This window comes from Bacillus sp. RO2 (genome assembly GCF_012911845.1).
Lineage (GTDB): Bacteria > Bacillota > Bacilli > Bacillales > Bacillaceae_I > Sutcliffiella_A.
In genome coordinates this window covers 35,792-58,595 of record NZ_JAAXCU010000057.1, presented here as the reverse complement: position 1 = coordinate 58,595, position 22,804 = coordinate 35,792, and the positions used below count along the sequence as shown (strand labels likewise).

The window sequence follows — 22,804 nt, the reverse complement described above, 5'->3', positions numbered from 1 at the left end:
ATTTTTTATAGAGGAGATAAAGCATTGGTTAATTCTAGATATGAAAAGAAAAGAAAGAAAGGCAGAAGACTTAAAAGAGTTCTACTTGTCTTTTTGACGCTTTTCTTAGCAGTAGTCGCTTATGGCGGGTATTTATTGTTTGAAACATACCAAGCTGCCAATAGCGCGTATACCGAATTGGATAGAGAAAAATCTAAATACAGGGATAAAGAGGTAGAGATTAATAAAGATCCTTTCTCCGTACTGATTATGGGAATTGAAGATTACTCTTCCGGTGGAGAAAACGGTCGTACGGATACTTTAATTGTTGCTACACTTAATCCAAAAGAGAAGACAATGAAATTATTGAGTATTCCTCGTGATACCTTAGTGTATTATGAGCACTTAGGTTATGAATCACGAATTAACCATGCTCATGCATATGGCGGAAAAGAAATGACCATTGAAAAAGTGGAAGAGTTACTAGAAGTTCCAATCGATTATTATACTACAGTAAACTTTGAAGGCTTCAAAAATGTAATAGACATTATTGGAGGAGTTGAGGTAGAGGTACCTTTCGATTTTACAGAAAAATCTGATGTAGATAATTCTCTTCTTCAGTTTACAGAAGGTCCTATGAATTTAGACGGCGAGGAAGCTCTAGCGTATGCTCGTATGAGAAAGCAAGATCCTCGCGGTGACTTTGGTCGTAATGATAGACAAAAGCAAATCATCCAAGCTGCAATGAGCGAAATGCTTAAGCCAGGAAACCTGTTGAAAGTGGATGAAATCGCAAAGGAAATGGGCGATAATGTTCAAACTAACATTCGAGTTTCGGAAGGAATCGGTTTAAGTAAATTGTATGCAGGCTTTAATTCCTCCAGCATGGAGAACGTAACGCTTGAGGGTGCAGATGATACTAGTTCAGGGGCATACTATTTCGTACCTTATGAGGAAAGCATTTTGGAGGTAAGAAGTATCTTGAAACAACATCTCGAGATTGAAGATGCTACTGCCCAGACAGAATAAACGACTGAATAAGGAAAAAAAGACCTTGGATATACTCCCAGATCTTTCAGGCTGTCGAGAAAGTCTCGACAGCCGTTTTTATATTCATTTACATATGCAGTGATTATATTGTTTAGCACAAGAAATACAACGCTAATGAAGTTGAATTTGTCTCGATTGAAGACCTTGTTCCCCAAGATCATCTGCTCATAAAAATTGATAAGTACATTTATTTTTCTTTCATCCTAGACTGCATACGTTCCTACTACTCCGAAAACAGTGCTGACCTTCCCGTTAACTCGAGAAGTTTTTTTGTCTTGGTTTCACACAATAAAAAAGTGCCAAACCCAACTGAGGGTCTGGCACTTACATCTATCATTCTATCAATATTAAAATAGGTGACCCAAGTATTCATTAATGTCTTCCAAATACTTTCCTGTAGAACTTCATAAACGGCTTGTTCTGTTCATTAAAAATGCCTACAAGTTCTGCAATAAACTGGATCAAGATAATAAGCAGTACGGTAATTAAAATCGTACCCCAGATGGTCGCAGAAGTTAAAAAGATTGCACATGCTGCAAAGGTGATACCAAATCCGTAAATAACAAGCACCGTATTCCTATGGGACAAACCGGAAGCCAGCAACCTGTGATGTAAATGACTTTTATCAGGTGCTGAAATTGGTTGCTTGTTCAAGATTCGGCGAATAATTGCAAATGCTGTATCGAATACTGGCACACCGAGGATAATAATTGGGATGACAAAACTGAAAAGTGTCACACTTTTATATAGCCCCAGTAGTGATAATACGGAAATGCAGTATCCTAAAAACAGTGCCCCTGTATCTCCCATGAAAATTTTGGCTGGGTGGAAGTTATAAAACAGGAAGCCAATGGTGCTCCCCAAGATAATAAGGGATAGGGTCAAGATTAATTCTTTACCGCCAAGCCCTGCAATTACTGCAATAGTGCCTATGGCGATAGTGGAGATACCTGCTGCAAGCCCATCCAACCCGTCAATAAGGTTGATCGCATTAGTGATTCCCACTATCCAAAGAATCGTGATAGGGATGGACAACAAGCCTAATTCAAGGCGTTCTACAATGAACGGTATGGTAATGAAGTCAATTTTAAGCCCTGTATAAACGATAACACCTGCTGCTGCAATTTGGCCAAGAAGCTTTGTTCTTGCTTTTAGTTCATATTTATCATCGAAGATTCCAATCACAACGATAATCAATGCCCCAATGGTAATTCCAGTAATTCTTTGGTCATAAAGACCAACAAATATATATCCTACAACAACACCAATAAAGATGGCGAGACCTCCTAAGCGAGGCATAATCTTCTGGTGGACTTTACGATGGTTCGGTTTATCGGTTGCTCCAATATAATGAGCGAATTTTATGACCAATGGCGTTATAACGAGGACGGTGATGAAAGACACTACGAAAGCTAGTATTAGTTGTAAATCCATTGTCGTCACCTAATTTCTTGTTCTTATTTTTAGCATTTCATTTTTGCGAAACAAACATGTCTAGTTTAATTATCCAATTGCTTGTATCGCGTCCTTTGTCATTTTAACAGATATCTTCTGTATTGAAAATATAATTGTGTAAATGTAATACTAGGTGTCCTTTGTTGTAATATGGATGAATTAGTGCGTAATATAGCACCTAATCCTCACGTTTTTATTTAGTCATATACCCGTTAAACTCGTTTTCGAACGCGCTTCTCTATTTTAGGAAAAACTTTCCAATTTTTCAACTTATCAAGTTTTGTTGGAATATCATCACTATCAAGAAAAGTAACATATTTTCCATTTGCTGCCTCAATAGCTGTATTACAAGCTACAGCAGCACCACTGTTAACTTCTAGTTGAAAAAATTAATTCGCGCATTATTTTCTGCATATTGCTTTATAATAAAAACACTATTATCACTTGATTGTTCATCTACAAGGAAAATCTCCCAAGTTTCATACGATTGGTTCAGCACAGACTCAATACAGCTTGCAAGATGTTTTCCGCATTATATACCTGTGTAACAACAGTCACCTAAAGGAGAATGGTTTTGTTCAATCTGATTAATTCCTCTACCAAAAATTAAGCAATGATACTAATTATGTTTACCTATACATTCTTTTACATTCCTTACAAAAAAATCAAATGACTATCGAAAATCGATAGCCATTAACACCTAGCATCTATTAATCTTAATAAATATTAATTGCCCAAAAGAATTTTGTCAATTTCCCACAATATGTTTGAATGAACTGCCTGTCTGCCACCAAGTATTCCGAATTCTTGATGGTTACGTTTTTCAAGATAATTCTTTGTTGCAGAATCAATATTTGAAGGACGGACAAGCATCAAGGCTTTCCCTTGCTTCGCAGCTAGCAATCCACCTGTTAAGGCGTCTTTAAAGTCTGCTCCTGTGGCAAAATAGTAGCCATCATAGGACGAATTAAAGTATTCGGCAACCGCGATATTAGTTTTATATCGATCTGCTCCCGAAATCCGTGTAGCTTCTAAACTTTTTTGAACAGAATCACTAATGGGTTTAGTTCCACCAACAATGTATTTTTTTGAAAAATCATATAATTCAAGAAAATCCTTTGTAGCACTTGGGATCCATGTTTCTTTTACAAACACAATTGGCATACTTCTCTTTGCCGCTTCGACTGAAGCAGACAATGCATCCGGAAAGCTCTTGCCATTCACTATCATTACTTCCCCATTATCTTTCGCTACAAACTTACTTATTTCCACAGCGGTATCATAACGCGTCTTCCCTGAAATCCTTGTTGATTTCAATCCATTAACAATTAATTTATCCTCTACACCTTTACTGATTGCCTGCTCCCCACCGACTACAATTACATGGTCCACACCCATTTCTTTCATAGAGGAAATGGTTACCTGTGGCAGATAGCTCTTCTCTGATAAGAAAATAGGACTGTTAATTTTATATGCCAAAGGAATGACCGAAAGGCTATCTGCAAACGTTTTGTTGCTGGATAAAATGGCGAACTTACCCTTCAAAACACGGTAACCATTAGTCAATGTGGATGAAGATACAGTCTCCCACCCTCTTTTGGCAACTTCCACTGATGTTTCCAAGGAATTCTTCCCTGAAATCCTGTTTTTTCCATGATAATACTGTAGGGAGTCAGCTGCATTTACTTGGCCAAGTCGAACAGGAAAGTCTAATGCGGTTTTACTTGATTCTTCTATAATTTCCTTTAACTGTCGACCTGTTAGATTCTTATCTGTACTTTTCAACATAGCTGCTTGTGAGGAAACTAAAGGTGCAGCCATACTGGTACCGCTCATTTTTCCGTATCCACTAATACTAGTTGAAAAAGAAGTAGGCAATGTGCTAAATATTTCAACACCAGGTGCAACTACTGAAACAGAGTCGCCGAAGTTTGAAAAACCAGCCAATCCTCCTGTTAACTTAGATGCACCTACAGACATAACTCCTGGATAGCCTGCCGGATACTCCACCGTATCAGATGAATTATTTCCTGCCGCGGCCACTACCATGACACCACTATTTACAGCCTTATCAATCGCTTCTTTCAACGTATTGTTCTGTTTGGGACCAGCAATACTGATGTTTATGATGTCTGCTCCATTATCGAGGGCATAATCAACACCCGCTGCAATATCTGAGGCAAAAGCACCTTGGCGGTCACCTACTTTAATTGGCATTATGTAAGTGTCTTTCACTATGGATACAATGCCGTTTCCATTATTGGTTTTGGCACCAACAATACCTGCTACATGTGTGCCATGTCCAATTTCATCCACCGGCATGCTGCTCGGTGATAAAACATTGTATGGCTTAACTATGTTTTCTTTCAGATCAAGATGGTGAAGGTCTATCCCCGAATCAAGCACAGCAACGACAGGCTTATAGCTTTGCTCATATCCAGACCATGCTTCCTGTACATTCATCACTTGTAAGTAATCTTTTTGATATGGGTAGTGGGGGTCGTTTGTATTGGTTGTTGTAGTTGTGTTTGTATAATAGAAGAAGCTGTCTTCTTCTACATATTCCACTTCCTCTTGGCTTTCAAATTCCTTTTTTATTTTACTGAAGTCTTTCTTTTTAATGTTTTTTATTTGTGGTTTTGCTTTGCTAAAAGAATAAATGTCTTTCTCTTTATATTTGACAATTATCCTCATGTTCTCTTCTTGTTGAGAAGCATGCACAACCTCTTTTTCAAAAAGAGGGGTAAGGCACATGAGCATTACCAGCATAAAACATAGGCTTTTCTTCATCTTCGTTTCTCCCCAATCCCCCTTGATTTCTGTCTAATTCACAGATAATGATTTAGACAAACATTATTTCTTTAATAATCCAGCCGTTCCATTCCTAGCAAGTGTGAATTATGCATCATGTGAAGAAAAATATACCCTTCCCCGCTTGGGTATTTTGCTCCAATCTCCCTCACCATTTTCTGTTTTAAATCTTGTGCAAGTCAGTTGCGTCTTCCTGCTTGGAATAACGATATTACTGTCAATAGAAACGGCGGTAAGAACAATGCTACCGCTTTAATATTTGGATAATAGAATATGCTTTTTAACGAATACTTCAACGAATAAAAGTAATTATTCCGGTGAACAGCCTTTGCTAGATGCAAGAATCTCGATGACTTGAACCTTCTTTGTAGTATAGAGGATTTTCCCTCAAGAACTTCACGATATTTTTTAAAAAGATAGTTCAAAGCCTTGTGGTGATTCTCGCTTTTTCCACTAATCTGATTGGCTGCATTTTTTGCGATGGTGTATCTGACATTATATTCATTATCATGCGATACTTTTGTACGTTCACAACATCTTATCCATAGGTCATAGTCTTGCATAGCGGGCAGATTATTATCAAAACCTCCAGCCTGTTGGAATACATCTTTTTTTATTGCAACGGATGATGTGGTACCGATATAGTTATCTTCGAATATTTTTGGATACAGGTTCCCTTTGACCGTAGCAGGAATCCTTCTTATCACTTTTTTACGGTTCGTATTATAAACAACTAACTTCCCCGAATACACCAGTCCAACTTGTTCATTCAACTTAAACTGTTGAATCTGGCTTTTAATTTTCTCAGGTTCCCATGTATCATCATCGTCCAAAAACATTAAAATATCCCCCAAAGCATGTTCTGCCCCAAGATTTCGTGCATAGCAAGCACCTTTCCTCTTTGGTATTTTAAGGTACCGAAACGTAAAGTGTTCACTGTTATATTCATTCAAGAACCGTTCAGTTTGTCCGTCCTCACCATCCATTACCACCATAACTTCGTCCGGCTTTTCCGTTTGCTCCTCTATACTTTGCAAGGCCAGAAGCAAAAGCTGCGGTCTATTATGTGTAGGGATGATGACAGATACATTATTCATATATGCTCTCACCCTAACCCTTCTTTTCTTCTACCCTCTGTTGTAAAAACTCTTCATATTTGGAGACAACATACTCATCCTCCATTTGCTTCAAATGTAGGGAGAGTGCCTCTTTATCTCTGAATTTTTTCACTTTTATTTCATCTATCATAGCCTTAGCTAGCTCGTCCGGTTTCCCCACTGGTACGAGCGAACCGAATTTCCCTTTTTGAAGAATTTCCTCAGGACCACACTCACATGCAGTTGAAATGACCGGCTTGCCTAAATAAAGTGCCTCTACAAGTACATTGCCGAAGCCTTCCCATTTTGAACTCAAAACAAACAAGGACGCCTTATTTATATACGCATAAGGATTAGGGACAAATCCGCAGAGTTCAACGGCATGACCTATCTTCTCCTTAGAGATGATATCCTCCATTTCTCTCCTTATCGTCTGCTTCCCGTCTCCTAATATAATTAAACGCGCATGAGGGGCTTCTTGGAGAACCTTTGCAAACCCCCTCAACATGGTAGGATAATCTTTTGCTTCAAAGATCCTCCCTGCTGCCACCATTGTAAAATAGCTAGGATCATTCAACCATGTGTTATCAACTGCTTCGAGCGCTTTCTCTTTTATTTTACTATTAATGACAGGATTGTAGATTACTTCTATTCTATCATTATTCACACCTAAAAAGTTACCGGATTGTTTTGCCACACACTTAGAAACTGCTACAAAATGGTCAGCATGCGGGAATAACTTCCTCATCAATGCAGGGTAAAATCGGTGCAGTTTTGTTCTTGGCTGTAGATAGGACTGTTTCAGGTTTGTATGCAAAGTAATAATATGCTTAGTTTTAACTTTTGCAATCCTCATGGCAAGGCTTGATACGATATTCGCGTTATCAAGGCCTGATAAAAGGATCTCCGGCCTGCTTTCCTCCAAGTAACTTTTCAGCTTCCACACACTAAGAAATGTCTTTTTAGAATCTAGCGATACAATTTGTACCTTATCCGAAACCGTTCCCAACAGTTGACCCTCACGTTTGATAAGAACTAGATCTATTTTATGCCCCTTTTCTGCCAGACCATTTGCCAAAGCAATAACCACTTTTTCTGCTCCACCAAATGTTAATACCGGAATAAACAAAGAAATATACATCTCTTAGTTTTTCCTTTTTTCCAAGATAAGTTTTTCAGGACTTAATAATCTATTAAATATGGCCATGCTGGCAAAGCTGACAGGTGCCGGTATGCCATGGGATATAAAATATGTAAAAGCATGTTTTGACAGCATAAAAAAGGTTCCTCCACATCATTAAGTACAATTTCCATCCATACTTCATTTATTATACATAAAAGTCCAAATAACTAAAACTTTGATTCAAATTGGCAGAAGGTGATTGGTTTGACTCCGCTGTTCCTTTCCGCAAATGGCTTCGCTTTCCGCGGGACGGTGCTTGAGCCTCCTCACTTTGTTGCGGGGTCTCAACCTACCGTTACTCCCCCGCTGGAGTCTACGCCATTTTCTCCATTCCACAGCTAGAAATCTAATTAACACAAAAAGCTGCCCCCAGTAAGGACAGCCTTTCATTTACTTCAATATGTTAGATTCAATTTCGCTTCTCGTAATTTCAGAAATTGCACCAGTTCCGCCCAGATAATGAATAGAAGGAACGTAATGGATGTTTTCATTGATATAGTCAGATACAACATCAGGCAATGTATCTTTCTTTGTTAATAGAAGTGGTGCATCCATTTTTGCAGCAAGTACGGATCCAGGAAGAGCATCAATAAATTGCTCTCCGCGAGCAAAGAAAAGGTTACGCGGGTCTAAATTGTATTCATTTACAATGGCTACACTCGTCGCGTAGCGGTCTGGCCCACTGACACGTTTCACTTCTCCTACAAGGTCAGACAATTTCGCCTCTACTTCACCGGAAACAGCATTGCCACCACCAATGATGGTTGCCTTTTTCACATTATTATCTTTTAAGTACTTCTGCACACTCTCCGGTAACTCATCTACCTTAGTGAAGAGAATTGGAATTTGATTTAAAGCAGCATGAGATGCAACAGATAACGCATCCGGGGAGGTTGAACTTCCTGAAGTAAGGATAACTTCTCCTTCAGCATCTATATTTGCCGCTACTTCCACAGAAGTGTCATAGCGGTCACTGCCTTTAATTCGTGTCACTTGAGTTGCATATTGGCTCAACTCTGACACTGTTTTATCAGAAATAGCAGCTTGTCCACCTAATACATAGATTTGGTGAATAGTTTGTGTTAATAACAATTCTTTGACAGAGCTTGGTAACTCGTCTGTTTTCACCAATAACAATGGTGCATCATACTTTTTCGCCAACACACTACCAGTCAGTGCATCAACCGGATTATCTCCACGGCCGATAACCACCGTTTGGAAGCCTTGATCCCATCCGTATTTTGCAATTGCTGTACTAGTTTCATAGCGGTCTGAACCTCTTAAACTGTTATTAATATGATCAGAGATATTATTAGACAAAGTGGTTCCCTCATAATAGAATCCGAGAATATCTGTATAGGATTTCCCTTGGTCTGCCATTGCTTTTGCACCATACTGACTCATCCCTACACCGTGGCCCCAGCCTTTACCTTTGATGTCATAGACGCCATCTTTTAGGCTGATCGAAGTAACAAAGTGGCTTTTGAAATCATTGATTCCAAATATCCCTCGCATAGTGGCAATCGGGCTATTTACCTGTTCATAAGTGTGAAGCTTAAGGCGTGTTATCTCCTCGCTATCCACTTTTGCTGTTTCCATGACAAAGCTTCCATTTTTATTCTGAACAAAATATTCGATTGTGTAACTGCCGTGAGTTCTTCTTTGTCCAGGTGTGGTAGAGTTGGAAACTGCCACATCGTTGATACCAACTATTTTAATGTTAGCTTCTTTTAATGCAGGGGTATTGTTCTTTATGTGATTTTTCACATTGTTGATTACTTTTGCTTCATTTGTGCTTGCAAACTTCAGTGGGTTTTGCACGCCAATTTCCTGTGTTGTTCCCCACCATTCCTGTGGTACTTCTAGGTCTAGGCTTTCCACTTCGATTTGTTGGGATCTTAACATAAGGTTCCAATCAAAAGCTGGATCGTAAGGATCTGCCTTTGCATTTAAATAATCCAACTGAGAGCCACCAGGCCAAGCACCTTTATTGGCCTCCATATATCCACCATTATTGGAACTGAAAACAGCATCAATCAGGCTGCCCTTATATGTGAGAACCTGTCCTTTTGTTGCGTTGACTGCATCGTTTGTGTTCGCATACTTGGATTCATCCCACCAAATGTAACCGTCATAACGTTGGGACCCGACATCATCCGTGATTATTTGATGGACTCTTTTTAACGCATAAGTTCTTGCCGCAACTGCTTGAGCTTTTAATGCTTCAATATGCCAGCTAGGATAGATTTCGCTTGGCAACACGCCTTTAAGGTAATCTTCCATCGGCAATTTGTTGACAGGTACTAGATAGTTATTTTCGATCGTAAACCGAATGCTACCCAAATACGGACGTCCATTTAAACGGATGTAATTGCTTTTTCCATATTTAACCGGTTTAAGTTCAAACGTTTGATTAAAGCTCTTGATTTTTTTGCTATTTTCATAGAGTTCCATCACACTGCCATTCAATTTCACTTCATAATTTCTATCTTGCTTAAGCTCAAAATCACTGCCAGCCAATTGATAGGTTCCGTTGAAGTTGAAAGGAATTGCCTTTCTTTCTTTCAGGTGGTACTTTAATTTCACAGAAACCTCATTTGGTATGGAAGCTCCGGATGAAGCCTCAACTTGTGTGAGAACCGGCAGGAATACAAGACATGCCACAAGCAATGAAACAATCCACTTTTTCATTTTTCTTCCTCCATTGTGTTTCTTTTCTTATTTTTCTACAACCTCAAGCTCTGCTTTTCCAGAATAACCATATTCCCCAGTCACTTCGTATGTTTCTTTTACTAATCCATAACCTGGAGCATAATAACGTGTATAGATGGTATCAGCATCCTCCACTTCATCTGTCACTTTCTTAATGACATACACATCTTCAAATGAACCATATACTACATCCAACTTTACGCCGCTTTCTACTAGTTCCCATTGTGCAGATGTTTCGGAAAGCAATACTTCCGGATTTTCGTTCGGTGTGAATGAATCTAGCAGATTAACAGATGCGTCATCTACTGAAACCTCTTCATAGACGAGAGCCACTTCAGTTGGTGTCCATTTATAGATTTGAATAGACTGATTACCTCCAACCATCATAGCAAGCTGCACATATTCATCATTGGCAGCAATGACCTTCTCTGTTACAACAATGTCTTCGCCGTCAGTGAACTTCTTTTCCCAGCCAACGCTTGGTTGATATACCTTAAAACCAGGGTCTGAAGGTTTTTCACTTTCATCCGTTTCATCGGTTGAAGAATCTTCTTCAGATTTTTCTTCTTCTGCTGTTTCCTCGTCTTCTTTAGTATCGGCAGAACCGGTATCTTCTGAAGTAGATTCTTGTGTTTCTGAGTTCGTTTCATTATTTGTTACAATTTCTTTTTCTTCTGTTTTAGAGCAAGCTGAGATTACTAACAATAAGCAGGTTAAAACAATTACTAGATAAGACTTTTGCAAAACAATCACCTTTCAAAAGAAGCTCGATAAGAATAGGCCTTATCGAGTCTTCTGTTTGTTATTTTAGTTTTGTAGTAATCGTAGAAATTTGTGCATCATTGATCGCACTTGTTCCTCCGATTATTTCTACTTTTTTTACTTTAACGTCATTTGTATAAGCCATAAGGAAGGACTCGACATTATTGTTTCTACTATTTCCTACAAGTACTAGTGGAGCACCATTATGAATGGCTAAAGGAGCTGAAACTAATGCATCAGGGAAGTTTTGGCCTGTAGATACAAGAACCGTCTCACCTTGAAGATCGCTCGAGAAATTCCACAATAGTTGTGCCAATGTTTCGTATCTATTAGCTCCAGATAATCTAGTAATTTTACTTTCACCAGTAATGGAATCTTCTACTTTAGGTGACACCGCTGCAGTTCCTCCGACAATGACAACTTCTTTTCCTGACATATAAGGGATCGCTTGATGCGAAATCCGGCTTTGCTCAGTCAGCAGAATTCCCCAACCCTTTTTCGCAGCAATCGGTGCAGCTGCAAGCGCATCTGCAAATCCTTGACCGGATGCTAAGAACACGCCACTTACATCTCCAAGTTCAGTCAGGATGGCTCTATTCGTTTCATATCGGTCTTTACCTGAAATTCTTTCAACTTCCAAGCCACTATCACGAAGAGTGATTTCCGCTTGTTCCGGAACCGCACTATGTCCTCCTATAATTACAACCTTATCTGCTCCTAGACGAACAATCTCGGTGAATACTTCTTCGTTCAATTCTGTGTCTCTAGATAGTAAGATTGGTGCATTGCCATACTTTGAAGCTAGTGGTCCAGCAGATAGGGCATCTGCAAATTTCTTACCTGTTGCTAAAATGACCGTTTTTTCTTCTTTGGCTTCTTCAAAACCATTTGGATAGATTTTTTTAGATGTTTCGATAGCAGTTAAGTATCTATTTGTTCCAGAAAGTCTCCCTACATCCACTACCCGACTCACTGGGACTCCGCTAATATTTGTCCAAGCGACTTCATTGGTACCAATTACGGTGATTTTAGAATTAGTACTTGTTTTAGCCATATTTAGGGCATAGTCATAATCAAGATACTTTCCTACAAGCTTATCCTGACTGTACACTTCATACTTTGGCGTAATATAATCCGACCAAACGATGAACCCTGTCTTTTCCTGAACAACTCTCGTATCTTTTCGGTTCTTGGCAAAATTGATGGCATCTTGTTCTGTATAGAACTCTTGCAATAAACCATTCAATTTATCGTAAACTTTGAATTTATCACTTGTGAAAATGGTTTGTTGCTTATCCTTATCCCATACTTCCACAAATTTCGTTTGTTTTTTGGCATAGTTCAGTGCATCTTCTTTTTTATCAAAAGTTGCGAGTTTATTACGATCTTTATCATACACTTCATAGATTTTGAAGTAATTAATGACCGCTGTTGCCAAACCTTGAGCAGCATTTTGCTGGAATTGAGAAGTTTTGATAAGCTTCTCTTCGTCCTTATTCGTCATGAAGCCCAGTTCCACAAGAACAGATGGCATTTGCGCATTTCTAATAACAAAAAATGCTTGGTCGTTGTGAAGCCCCCTGTCAATGTATCTATCATCAACTTGTCTAATTTTACTTAGTGTTGAATTATGTACTAAGGTAGCATATCTTCCACTTTCTTCTGGTAATCCTACTTGGATTGGGTCTGGTGGATACTGTTTTTCTGACTCACTCATTGCTCTGTAGTCATAGTAATAAGTTTCAAAACCTTTTGCTAGTTGAGAAGTTGGATGTGCGTTATGGTGAATCGAAAGAAACAAACTTTCATCATTGTTGCCTCTAACAAAACTATTTGCCACTACCATTCTTTGAATCAAATCTTCCTTTGAAGTTGCAGCAAAATCTTTACTGTTGGATTCACGTGTCATAAAAACCTTAATGTCTGTGTTCTTCAGCAGTTCTTTTAAACGGATTGCTACATCTAAGTTAGCATGTTTCTCGCAATAGCCGGTTTGATTACCTGTGAACCCGCAAGTACCTGAAAATTTTCCTCCATGCCCGGGATCTATAACTAGTACCTTTTCTGCAAAAGAAACGATAGGCGCCATAAAAAACAGGAACACTAGCAAACTACAAATCTTAAAATATTTCACAATTAACGCTTAACCTCCCAAGAAATGAAAAAATTATCGATTATTGCTATATTATACCATCGTAAATTACAGAATTGTGTCGTTTTTTACATTTTTTATATTTACATCTCATAATAATTAATATGAATATTGTGATAAATCAAGGTTTGACCTAATATTTCTACGTAAAAAATAAACCCAAAGCACTAGATTAGTAAAAAGTTTTTTAAAAACGAAAAAAAGCCGCCGGAGGTTTCCCTCCAGCGGCTTCATTACAACCAAATTATTACTTTACGATTCTTGCAAGGTGCTCAAACACTTTAGCAGAAACTGCATTTTCTCCACCGATTACAGTCAAAGTATCTACTCCCTCAGAAGTTAAGAATCCTTCAACATGCTCAGAAACGCTAGTACCAACTAGTAAAATACCAGTATGGCCATTAGCAGCTAGGGCTGCACCAGCTAGAGCATCTGCAAACTGTTTTCCAGTCGCAACATAGTAATGGTTTGCATCTAAATCAAAGTGCTTCGCAACATTTACAGCAGTTTCGTAACGATCTTTTCCACCAATTCTCTTAGGATTTGGTAGGGATTTCAATACGTTATCAGAAACAGCCGCTTTACCACCGACAACAATAGCTTGTTTAGGGCTAAGGGCGATTAGTGCTGCATTCGTTTGTTTTGGTAGTTCTTCTTGATTCGTTAATAGAATTGGCATGCCGTTTTGTGCTGCATAAGAAGCAACAGATAAAGCATCCGGGAAGTTCTTGCCATTAACAACAACTACTCCCTTTGCTCCATTCGGTGCAACCTCTGTAGCAATCGCCCCAGCAGTAGACCATCTGTCGGAACCGGATAGACGCTTCACTTCAAGACCGTGTGCTTTGAATGTATCTTCCACATCTTTGCTTACAGCGGCAGTTCCACCAAGGATGTAGACTTTCTTAGCTCCTAATCTCTCAATCTCAGCTTTTGTAGCATCTGGTAGAGATGCAGTTTTCGTTAATAGTAGTGGCGCATTGTATTTATGAGCCAACGGTACACCAGCAAGTGCATCCGCATAATTGTCTCCACGAGCAATTACCACTACATCGGACTGCTCCCAGCCTTCTTTACTTAATTCCACTGCAGTTGCATAACGATCTGCTCCTCTTAGGCGATCTACACGCTCTGCAACTTCATTACGGTAGACAGTTACTTCTTTCGTAACTGTGTTCCCACCTAGGTCTGTTAAAGTGAAGACAAAGTGGTTGTTCCCTGGTTCTAGACTCAACATAGTTTCATATTCCACGCTAGCAGGCTCCATGATTTTCACAGGACTTGTGAATGGCTGTTCAAATTCATGGTTATCATTTACATGTAGAGAAACATAGTTGAAGTTGTCTTCTAATAGAGTTAGTGCTGTTACTTCCTCTACATCCATATCAACAAACTTCGGTACATCTACAGTTAAAGTTGGCACTGTCGTGTCAACGAAAACCTTTCTGGAAATTCCGAATTCATTACCTGCGCCATCAAGGGCCGTGATAAGAACATCGTAATATCCATCTTCTTCATATGTTACTGTCGTTTCGAATTTGTAGCGGTCTTCTCCCTCTTCATTTACTAGAGTAGTAGCTACTTCTTTGCCATTTACCATTACTTTTTCCACGCGTACGTCGTCTGTAACATAACCAGACACCGGAACTTCATTTGTTGCATATGCTCCAAATGGTTCTGGATCATTCATGAATATCACAGGCTCTGTACCATCACCAAAAGTGTACGTATCGAAACCGATATTCATCACTTTGTCTACTGCAAGTACTTCAATGTCATTAATATCAGAAGTAGGTAACGTTACGCTTGTAGCATCAGCCGCAAGTTCCATCGCTTTACCATTGACGTAAACCAAAATTAAGTCAATGCCTACACCTGAATCAGCGGCAGTCCATTCAAGTTTCCCAGTCTCTTCATTGAAAGCTGTGATTTCCACTGCTGGAGCAGTAGTATCAACAACAACTGGAATCTTTTTGGATTGCCATTTATCCGTACCATCAACTAAAGCGTTGATTTCATAATAGTATTTACCGTCAGCAACTACTTTGCCTTTAACCGTTCCATCCCATGCGCGATCAGCATTCAAGGAATAGTATGAACCGTTTCCAGCATTAAAATAATTCTTTCTTACGTAGTTCGAAGATAAGATTCTACGAACTTGCTTCCCATTTTCGTCAAGTACATTGTATTGTACTTCTTTTGCATTACGAAGGTATGCATTAATGAAGTTAATGCTATCGTTCCAAGCATCTCCATTAGGGCTGATACCGTAGTATAGGCTTCCATCTTTATTTTCTAAATGGTCAACGAAGCGAGTAGCTTCATCTACAGCATCCGAAGGGAATCCAGCTTCATAATACTTGTCTTCTTCAAGTACTTTGAAACCATCCATTACGGAAGGCTCACTCCAGTCACCATAGAACCCTAAGAATGGAACAGAAAGATCTGCTTCATATTTATGAGAAAGTGTAACAAAACCTTCTACAAAAATATTTTCTACAAGGTCCATCGTTGTAGGTGTGCCATCGGCTTTGTAACCAGGGACTTTTGCATTTGCCAAGTCAATGGAAACAGTGAATTCTTTCGTTTCACCAGCTGCCAGTGTGAGCTCTTTAGGAGCTGTCACTTTCGCACCTTTTAAAGCACCAGTTGTTAAAGCATTCAAAGTTGGTCCATTATCTTGCTCTAAGAAAGAGTCTGTTAAAACAGAAGTATCAACTTTGTATGAAACTTCGTAATCTGCAATATTAGTAGCAGAAAGAGTGAAGCTTACTTTTGTGGAATCAAATGCTTTTAATTCTACTTTCCCTTCACCACTATTCTTTTCCACTACATATGCAGGAGTATCGACTGCTGCAAAAAGTTGCATCATTCCTGCACCTTGACGGCGAGGAGAATAGTCATTGCCATACAAATCTTTGATGCTGTCAGCAGTGTTCATCATTAAAGCTTTTGCCATTCTCGTGCGCTCTTCCGCAGTAAGATCGGCGAATCTCGCATCTGATTTCAAATATTGTTGAACAAGTGCTGCACCGCCTGCCACGTGTGGAGCTGCCATGGAAGTACCACTTTTCACTCCATACTTGTCATCGTTCAGCGTAGAGTAGATGTTGCCTCCCGGTGCTGTAATTTCTGGCTTTAACTCTAAGCTCGGAGTAGTTCCCCAAGAAGTAAACTCTGTCATTCTTCCCATTTCAGGGCTTTCTTTTTGATTCAATTGTTCAACGTTTCCGTCTGTATTACCATTTTTCAGTGCTTCTACGATAGCTTGTCCGTCAGTATAGCTAATCTTCATGAACGGAATAGCCCATCCACCTTGGTCTTCGTAGAAAATTCCGTTTGGATTATTGTTGTAAACAACGATTCCCGCTGCACCAGCAGCTGCAGCATTTTGTGTTTTATCGAAGAAAGATAATGCACCACGTGATACTACTGCAACTTTCCCCTCAACATCTACACCTTGGTAATCAGCTGGGTTACCAAATCCACTGATTAGTACCAATTCCACTTCAGGAAGTTCTTCCCAGCTATCAATTCCGTAACCGACTCCATCAAAGTCCGTTCCATCGATAGTTAGAGAATGTTGGTATAAATAAGCCGTGTTTCCGGAGGCTGCCACTTGTATCGTATCTTTGTTAAGACCTGGTGCACCAACTACTCCTATGTCAGGATTTTGGAAGAATGGGTTGTCCCATCCGCGTCCAATATGACCGGAGTTACCAGCAGATACAGAAGAAACGATACCGTTTTCTACTGCGCGAGTAATAGCTACATCCTCTGCGCTATTTGCTTCATAAAAAGAAGCAGTAGAACCTAAGCTCATGTTCAGGACATCTGCACCTAGTTTAATAGAGTCATCAATTGCAGCAAGATAAATATCTGACCAAGTAGAAGGATATAAAGGATCATTTGAGAATACTTTCATTCCTAATACTTGCGCTTCAGGTGCTACACCCATAATTTCTCCATTTGCAACTACTGTACCTGCAACGTGCATTCCGTGCTCAGATGGAGCAGGTCCTACATCTTTAATTTCATAGTTTTGGTCATAGTAGTTATAGCCGTAAGGTACTTTTTCTGTATAGAATTTCCCTTTAAGGCCTTCAGAACCGACCAAACCATTAACTAGTTCTTCTGTTAAGTATTCATCCGTGTCATCACTTAACACGAAATCTTTGTGAGAAGGATCTACTCCGGAGTCAATTACGGAGACAACCATGCCCTCACCTTTAAAATGAGCATCAGCCCAAACCTGCATCGATTGAATATAATCATGACTAGTTGTCATGTTTGGTTCAAACTCTGGGCGATTATACTCATTTGCTAAGTATACGTTCGCAACCCCGTTTAATGCTTCAATTTTCTTAATGTCACCAAACAGCACTTCACCACTGAAACCGTTAAAGGCTGTAGTAAATTGATGCTTGTATTCCATTGATAAACCTTTAGAAGAAATAGCAGATTTTACAGAAGCCTGCTGCTTCTCGACTGCATCTACTAATGATTTTTTAGTAGATTCTTCAAGGTCTTTATAAAGAACATTTTGCTTTGTTGCATATTGAATTGGCGCTTCTCCATCCAACTCTACAATTACACGGACTTTATCCGTTGCTGAGAATGAAGCCTTCGCTGCTTCAGCAGCTTCTTCAAACTGTTGTCTTTCATCAAGCATTTCTCTTACTTCTTTTAGATCAATCCCATTAGTTGTCTTCGTTACCGATGTAGCACCAACTGCGAATTGCAAGTTGGAGAACACTAGTAAGAAAGCTACGAAACCTAGAAAGTACTTACGAAGTTGCACTAACAAAAACCTCCCCCAAAATATTGTTGAAAAATGAAAAGATACGTAAAAAGATAGTCCTCCTTTCTTCCTACATAAGATTTCAAATTACACTATAATTTTACAGAGGGTTTACTTTTTAGTCAATTGTTTATCTTTTAAATATTTAGAATATTATTTGTTGCATAGAAAAAGGAGCCTCTAGGAAAAAAGTGGCTCCTCTATAAAACTATTTTACTATATTTGCATTGACAGAATTTGTCCCGCCATAGATATAATATTGCTCCACCTTTGCCTCTTTTAAATACTCGGTAAGTTCATTTACCATCGTGCTTCCATTAACCAACACTATCGGCATGTTGTTTTTAGATGCAAAGTGGCTTCCACTAAGTGCGTCTGGGAATACTTTTCCGCTTGAGATCCCTACAGCCGTACTTTCCGGATAAAATTTCTTGGCAACTTCCACTGAAGTCAAATATCTATTTGATCCAGATACCCGTACCACGTCTTTAACACCAGCAACTTTCAATTTTTTCACCGCATCTTCAGTAACAGCCGACTTTCCACCTACTACTGTTACCTTTTTAACTTTATTTTGTTTTACATAATCCTCTAGCTCTTTAGTTAATGTAGTTTTAGAGGTATTTAATAAAACAGGTGTCACACTGTCTGATGCATATGGAGCGATACTTAATGCATCCGCGAAATCCAAACCTGATACTACAATAATTTCTTCTGGATTCTTCTTCACTTTTTTTGCTATTTCAATAGAAGTTTTTGTTCTATTTTCTCCATAGATTCTTTCCACTTTGAAGTGGTTTTTAAAGTTTTTTTCCACATTGGAAGAAATTGCATTATTCCCTCCAAGGATAATTATCTTGCCATCTTTCTTCAAAAGTCGTTTCGCTTCATTTATTGCTTTTTGTAGAACTTTGTCGCTATCGCTGACTAACAAGGTAGTTCCATTCATAACTTGATTTAATACAACCCCTGCCAATGCATCCGGATAATTTTTTCCGTTTGCAAGGAAAACGACATCCAAGGAGTGATCTGGAATTCTATTAGAAAATGCAAGAGATGTATCATATCTATCAGGGCCAGAAATTCTTTCTTTGTGCCCTTCTCCAGGAACCATTTGTGTTTTCACACTCAAATGATAAGGCTTTAGGCTAGGATCTCCATTTGTACTAGACACAGCCAAGTAATATGGCCCCGACTCTTGACCTACAGTCATCAGAATTTCTGCATCACCTTGGCCATAAATGCTTGATTCTTTTACTAAAGCACCCTTTTTGTCATACAATTTGATGTTTCCATCAATGTCAGAAGGCACCTTAAATTCAATAAGGAAGTTGCTATTTTTCCAAGAAGGGATCTCATACCAATCAGTATCTTGGCCATTTGCAACATAGTTAAGATAACCTGTTGACTCCCATTCAAATTCCCCGACTTGTTGTAACGCGACAGGATTGGAAGGAATGTTATTTTTCACAGTAGAATCTTTATCTTCATCCACGCCGTCTATAGGACCGGCTGTTAATTGATACATAGCAGTAGGAACTTTATTCATCTCCCACATATAGTTCATCATTACGATGAAATAACCTGCATCCGCTTTACGAGTGAAGGACCCGTGCTCTCCTTCATAATCCCATCCACGATCTAAAACTCTGATCGTACCAAACTCTGCTTCATCCAAAAATTGATCTCCATTTGTGTCTTCCACAATATAGACCATTGGATCAATTGCAGTAGGTTTATAATCAGTCGGCAAGTCTTTGGAAGCTGATTTTTTATCTACATCCACATAGAATGCATAAAGTTCTTCTTGCTCTCCTGGTTCCAGATAGAACATATCCAAGTCATTGGTAATGTCAAAGCTACCTGTTTTTACGTTTCCATCTAGAATTGTTGCCATATCTTCTGTGTCATTAACTTCATTCGGATCATTTGTACCTTTAGAAATAAGCTTGGAATTTACTTTGTAAGGTTCAAATGAAGGGCGCATTTGTTCGTTATAAACTGCAAGGATATACTTGCTTCCACCCTTTAGACCTGATTGAATGTAATCTTCAAGGCCTGACATTCCAAAATTGTACTGGATAGCGGACCAGCCCCACATCTCGTTATATTCTAACAGTTCCATGAATGGAGACATTTCCTCAGAGCCTTCTACTTCGAAATGATAGATTCCGTCTTCAGATACTTCAAATTTATATAGGTCGATATCGTCACCATACTGAATGTACTCCTCTTCCTTGGAACCAATTTCGTATGGTCTCGCCATTTCCCATAACCAATCTGTTTCGTCATACTCCTCGTATTCTTCATCTTCAAGGACAGGAGTCAGTTCATCAGACTTTTTAGCAAGGCGTTTTTGCGCATACTCTTTTACTGTTATTTTTTCTTCTATGACTTCTTCTTCGGAATCATATAAACCATATGGAAAACCGTCCACATCTTCAGGCAATACCTTTCCTTCCAGGGAGAACTCGTAAGGAATATGCGAAGAGAAGCTTCCTGTTCCTTCAAACCACATTCCAAAGAACTCATCAAAAAATTCCGGCATACTTGTTACTTCGATACGGTACTTAAGGCCAGGCATCGCTTCAAAAATCAGTTGCTCCCCTTGACTTGGGCCTCTATAGTTACTGTAATCCATCATGAACCATTCATCGTACTCTTCTTCATACACATATACATTTAAGCTCGTATCAACACCAGGTACACCTTTTACATGCGCCTTTACTGTTTGCAGCTCTTCTACTTCAAATTCATAATAATCCTGGTCCCCGAACTCACCAGCTAAGTAATGTTCTCCGTTTGAGACGTAAGGAAGGTTTGGCACAAGAACAGGATTATCCATGGAGATGCCATCTTCTTTTAACTCTTTTGATTTATCCAAACTTAATGTGTAGGTTGTCTTATTTTTAGCATCAGCATTATCATTTGCATCTTGAACACCAATCACAAGTGTGCCATCCATATAGGCCTCATAAAGATGTCCTTCAGCTTGTCCTACGTCTGCATAGTTGACGGTAAAGCTGTCCATGGCGCTGTCTTCCCCGGCAGGATAGAATCTGTATACCAATTCATAATCTGCTTTTTCGGGTACTTCTATCAGGCTTTGAACAAACTCTCCTTCTTTTACATCCACTTTATAAAAATGTTGCTGATACGGTTGAGTGATGGAACCTGTTTCAGAAGCTTTCCCTTGCTTAAAGCTAACCTTTTTTGCCGCTCCCAATATATCACTTTCAGAGATATCTCCATATTCAGGGATCATATCTGTGTTAGCACTTAGTGCAGCTACAGGGTTTACCAGTCCATGTCCGTACTTTAGATCATAACCCTTTTCCCCCAGATCCCCTGCTGTGGATTTTAATAAGTATTCCACTTCATAAGGAGTAAGATCAGGATTCTGCGCCAGTAACAGAGAAGCAATTCCCGCTACCACAGGGGATGCCATGGACGTCCCGCTTAATTCCATAAACGTCGATTTACCTGTATAGGCAGAATTGTAAATGTTTTCTCCCGGTGCCACGACATCCACTGAAGCACCATATGAAGAGAAATATGCAAGCTCCTTGTTTGCATCTGTTGCACCTACACTGATTACCCCTTTATAGGAAGCTGGATACTCCTTTTCACTTGATGCAGAGTTACCAGCTGCGGCAACCACCGTTACATTGGAAGCTATGGCATAATTTACGGCCTCTTCAATAATTTGCGAAGGAAAATAGCTGCCAAGACTCATGTTGATAACTTGCGCTCCGTTATCAACTGCATAAATAATCCCTTCTGCAACGGAGAAATCGAACGCACCCATATCACCGTTGAATACATCAATTGCTAACAGTTCCGCTGAAGGATTGATTCCAATTCCACCGACACCATTGCCCTTTTCAGCAGCGATTATCCCTGCCACATGCGTTCCATGCAAATCAGGAACTGGCTGCCTCATCGGATCCACGATATTTACAGAATCTACTATTCTATTTTTTAATTCAGGATGATTCTGATCAAGTCCAGAATCAATCACTGCCACTTTTACACTATTATCTCCAACCAGCCCTTGAGCTTTTAATACCTCTAGTTGCTCTATGTGATACATATCCATTATCTTCGGATCTCCGGTACCAAGTTTACGGTACATGACACTTGGCGTAACCGAAGATACTTTCTTCATTTTTTCATATGCCTGTAATGTTTGAGGAAGGTTTGATTTGGCATTAACTTTCACCACATCATAACCAAGCTTCGGAAAACTTTTCACAAGAGTCGAACCCGCTTTTCTGTGCTCTTGTGGTGAGAGCTTCTCTTTGTATTTAACAATATACGTCGTTTCACTTACAGAGGCTTGTTCTTTTTGTTTTTGGAATGAACTTTTCCCTGCATTTTCGTCAGCAAATCTCTTAAACTGATTTACCATGCTGGAATAATCCTTTTCAACAGACCTTTCCCCACCTGTGTAAGCCATCGCTTGTAACGGCGAACTGGCCACTACTGCTGTAATAGCAAGTGGAATCACCGCTTTACTCCATTTCTCCCAACGCTTCATACTTTTTCCTCTCTTCCATCACATAAAATAAAAGCATAGAAAAACTAGTTATATTTAGAACTATTACTAAATACTAGAATATTATAGCAGATATTTGAAAATAAGAGTGGAGATTTTTTTGTATTTTTGATAAAAAAGTTGCTCTTTTCGTATGTTGTACAAGCTATTCGTGTAGTTCTACCTTTAAATGAAGACCTTTTACATTTCCCGGAATCTCTTCTGCATTTCCCAAGCTCACTTCTACCTCCAACCAGCAATGTTC

At 39.2% G+C, this 22,804-nt stretch carries 12 protein-coding genes and 2 pseudogenes; 1 reads left to right on the top strand and 13 read right to left on the bottom strand.

What is annotated here, in order from left to right; genetic code table 11:
• Nucleotides 1-24: 24 nt before the first annotated feature.
• The gene (locus HF078_RS19120; protein WP_169292585.1) at nucleotides 25-1,008 is read left to right on the top strand and encodes an LCP family protein; all 984 of its coding nucleotides are present in this window, start codon (nucleotides 25-27) and stop codon (nucleotides 1,006-1,008) included.
• Nucleotides 1,009-1,401: 393 nt separating this feature from the next.
• Here the strand turns inward: HF078_RS19120 and HF078_RS19115 are convergent, their stop codons facing one another.
• The 13 genes and pseudogenes from HF078_RS19115 to HF078_RS19065 form a co-directional block, all read right to left on the bottom strand.
• Nucleotides 1,402-2,463: a glycosyltransferase family 4 protein gene (locus tag HF078_RS19115; RefSeq protein WP_169292584.1), complete on the bottom strand. Its 1,062-nt coding sequence runs from the start codon at nucleotides 2,461-2,463 to the stop codon at nucleotides 1,402-1,404.
• 233 nt (nucleotides 2,464-2,696) lie between these two features.
• Complete coding sequence (locus HF078_RS21365) at nucleotides 2,697-2,822, bottom strand: glycosyltransferase family A protein (RefSeq protein ID WP_481748034.1); 126 nt, start codon at nucleotides 2,820-2,822, stop codon at nucleotides 2,697-2,699.
• A 38-nt stretch (nucleotides 2,823-2,860) separates the two neighbouring features.
• Nucleotides 2,861-2,983, bottom strand: a complete 123-nt coding sequence (locus HF078_RS21360) for a glycosyltransferase (protein ID WP_169292583.1) — start codon at nucleotides 2,981-2,983, stop codon at nucleotides 2,861-2,863.
• Nucleotides 2,984-3,210: 227 nt separating this feature from the next.
• Nucleotides 3,211-5,274, bottom strand: a complete 2,064-nt coding sequence (locus HF078_RS19100) for a S8 family serine peptidase (protein ID WP_169292582.1) — start codon at nucleotides 5,272-5,274, stop codon at nucleotides 3,211-3,213.
• Nucleotides 5,275-5,474: 200 nt separating this feature from the next.
• Complete coding sequence (locus HF078_RS19095; protein WP_169292581.1) at nucleotides 5,475-6,392, bottom strand: glycosyltransferase family 2 protein; 918 nt, start codon at nucleotides 6,390-6,392, stop codon at nucleotides 5,475-5,477.
• A gap of 13 nt (nucleotides 6,393-6,405) precedes the next feature.
• A complete protein-coding gene (locus HF078_RS19090; RefSeq protein ID WP_169292580.1) occupies nucleotides 6,406-7,533 on the bottom strand; it encodes a glycosyltransferase in 1,128 nt (375 codons plus the stop codon).
• A 3-nt stretch (nucleotides 7,534-7,536) separates the two neighbouring features.
• Nucleotides 7,537-7,668: a hypothetical protein gene (locus HF078_RS21130; protein WP_277350537.1), complete on the bottom strand. Its 132-nt coding sequence runs from the start codon at nucleotides 7,666-7,668 to the stop codon at nucleotides 7,537-7,539.
• Nucleotides 7,669-7,965: 297 nt separating this feature from the next.
• A pseudogene (locus tag HF078_RS21355) lies at nucleotides 7,966-8,847 on the bottom strand (cell wall-binding repeat-containing protein); the annotation flags it as partial.
• Between the two features lie 39 nt (nucleotides 8,848-8,886).
• Nucleotides 8,887-10,029, bottom strand: a pseudogene (locus HF078_RS21350) (SpoIID/LytB domain-containing protein); the annotation flags it as partial.
• A gap of 264 nt (nucleotides 10,030-10,293) precedes the next feature.
• Nucleotides 10,294-11,031 carry a hypothetical protein gene (locus HF078_RS19080; protein ID WP_169292578.1) on the bottom strand — a complete coding sequence of 246 codons (738 nt, stop codon included), beginning with the start codon at nucleotides 11,029-11,031 and terminating at the stop codon, nucleotides 10,294-10,296.
• Between the two features lie 58 nt (nucleotides 11,032-11,089).
• A complete protein-coding gene (locus tag HF078_RS19075; protein WP_169292577.1) occupies nucleotides 11,090-13,183 on the bottom strand; it encodes a cell wall-binding repeat-containing protein in 2,094 nt (697 codons plus the stop codon).
• Nucleotides 13,184-13,448: 265 nt separating this feature from the next.
• On the bottom strand, nucleotides 13,449-18,002 hold the full coding sequence (locus HF078_RS19070; protein ID WP_169292576.1) for a cell wall-binding repeat-containing protein: 4,554 nt from the start codon (nucleotides 18,000-18,002) through the stop codon (nucleotides 13,449-13,451).
• A 208-nt stretch (nucleotides 18,003-18,210) separates the two neighbouring features.
• Nucleotides 18,211-22,542 (bottom strand): S8 family serine peptidase, encoded by a 4,332-nt coding sequence (locus HF078_RS19065; RefSeq protein ID WP_169292575.1) that lies wholly within the window; start codon nucleotides 22,540-22,542, stop codon nucleotides 18,211-18,213.
• Nucleotides 22,543-22,804 lie beyond the last annotated feature (262 nt).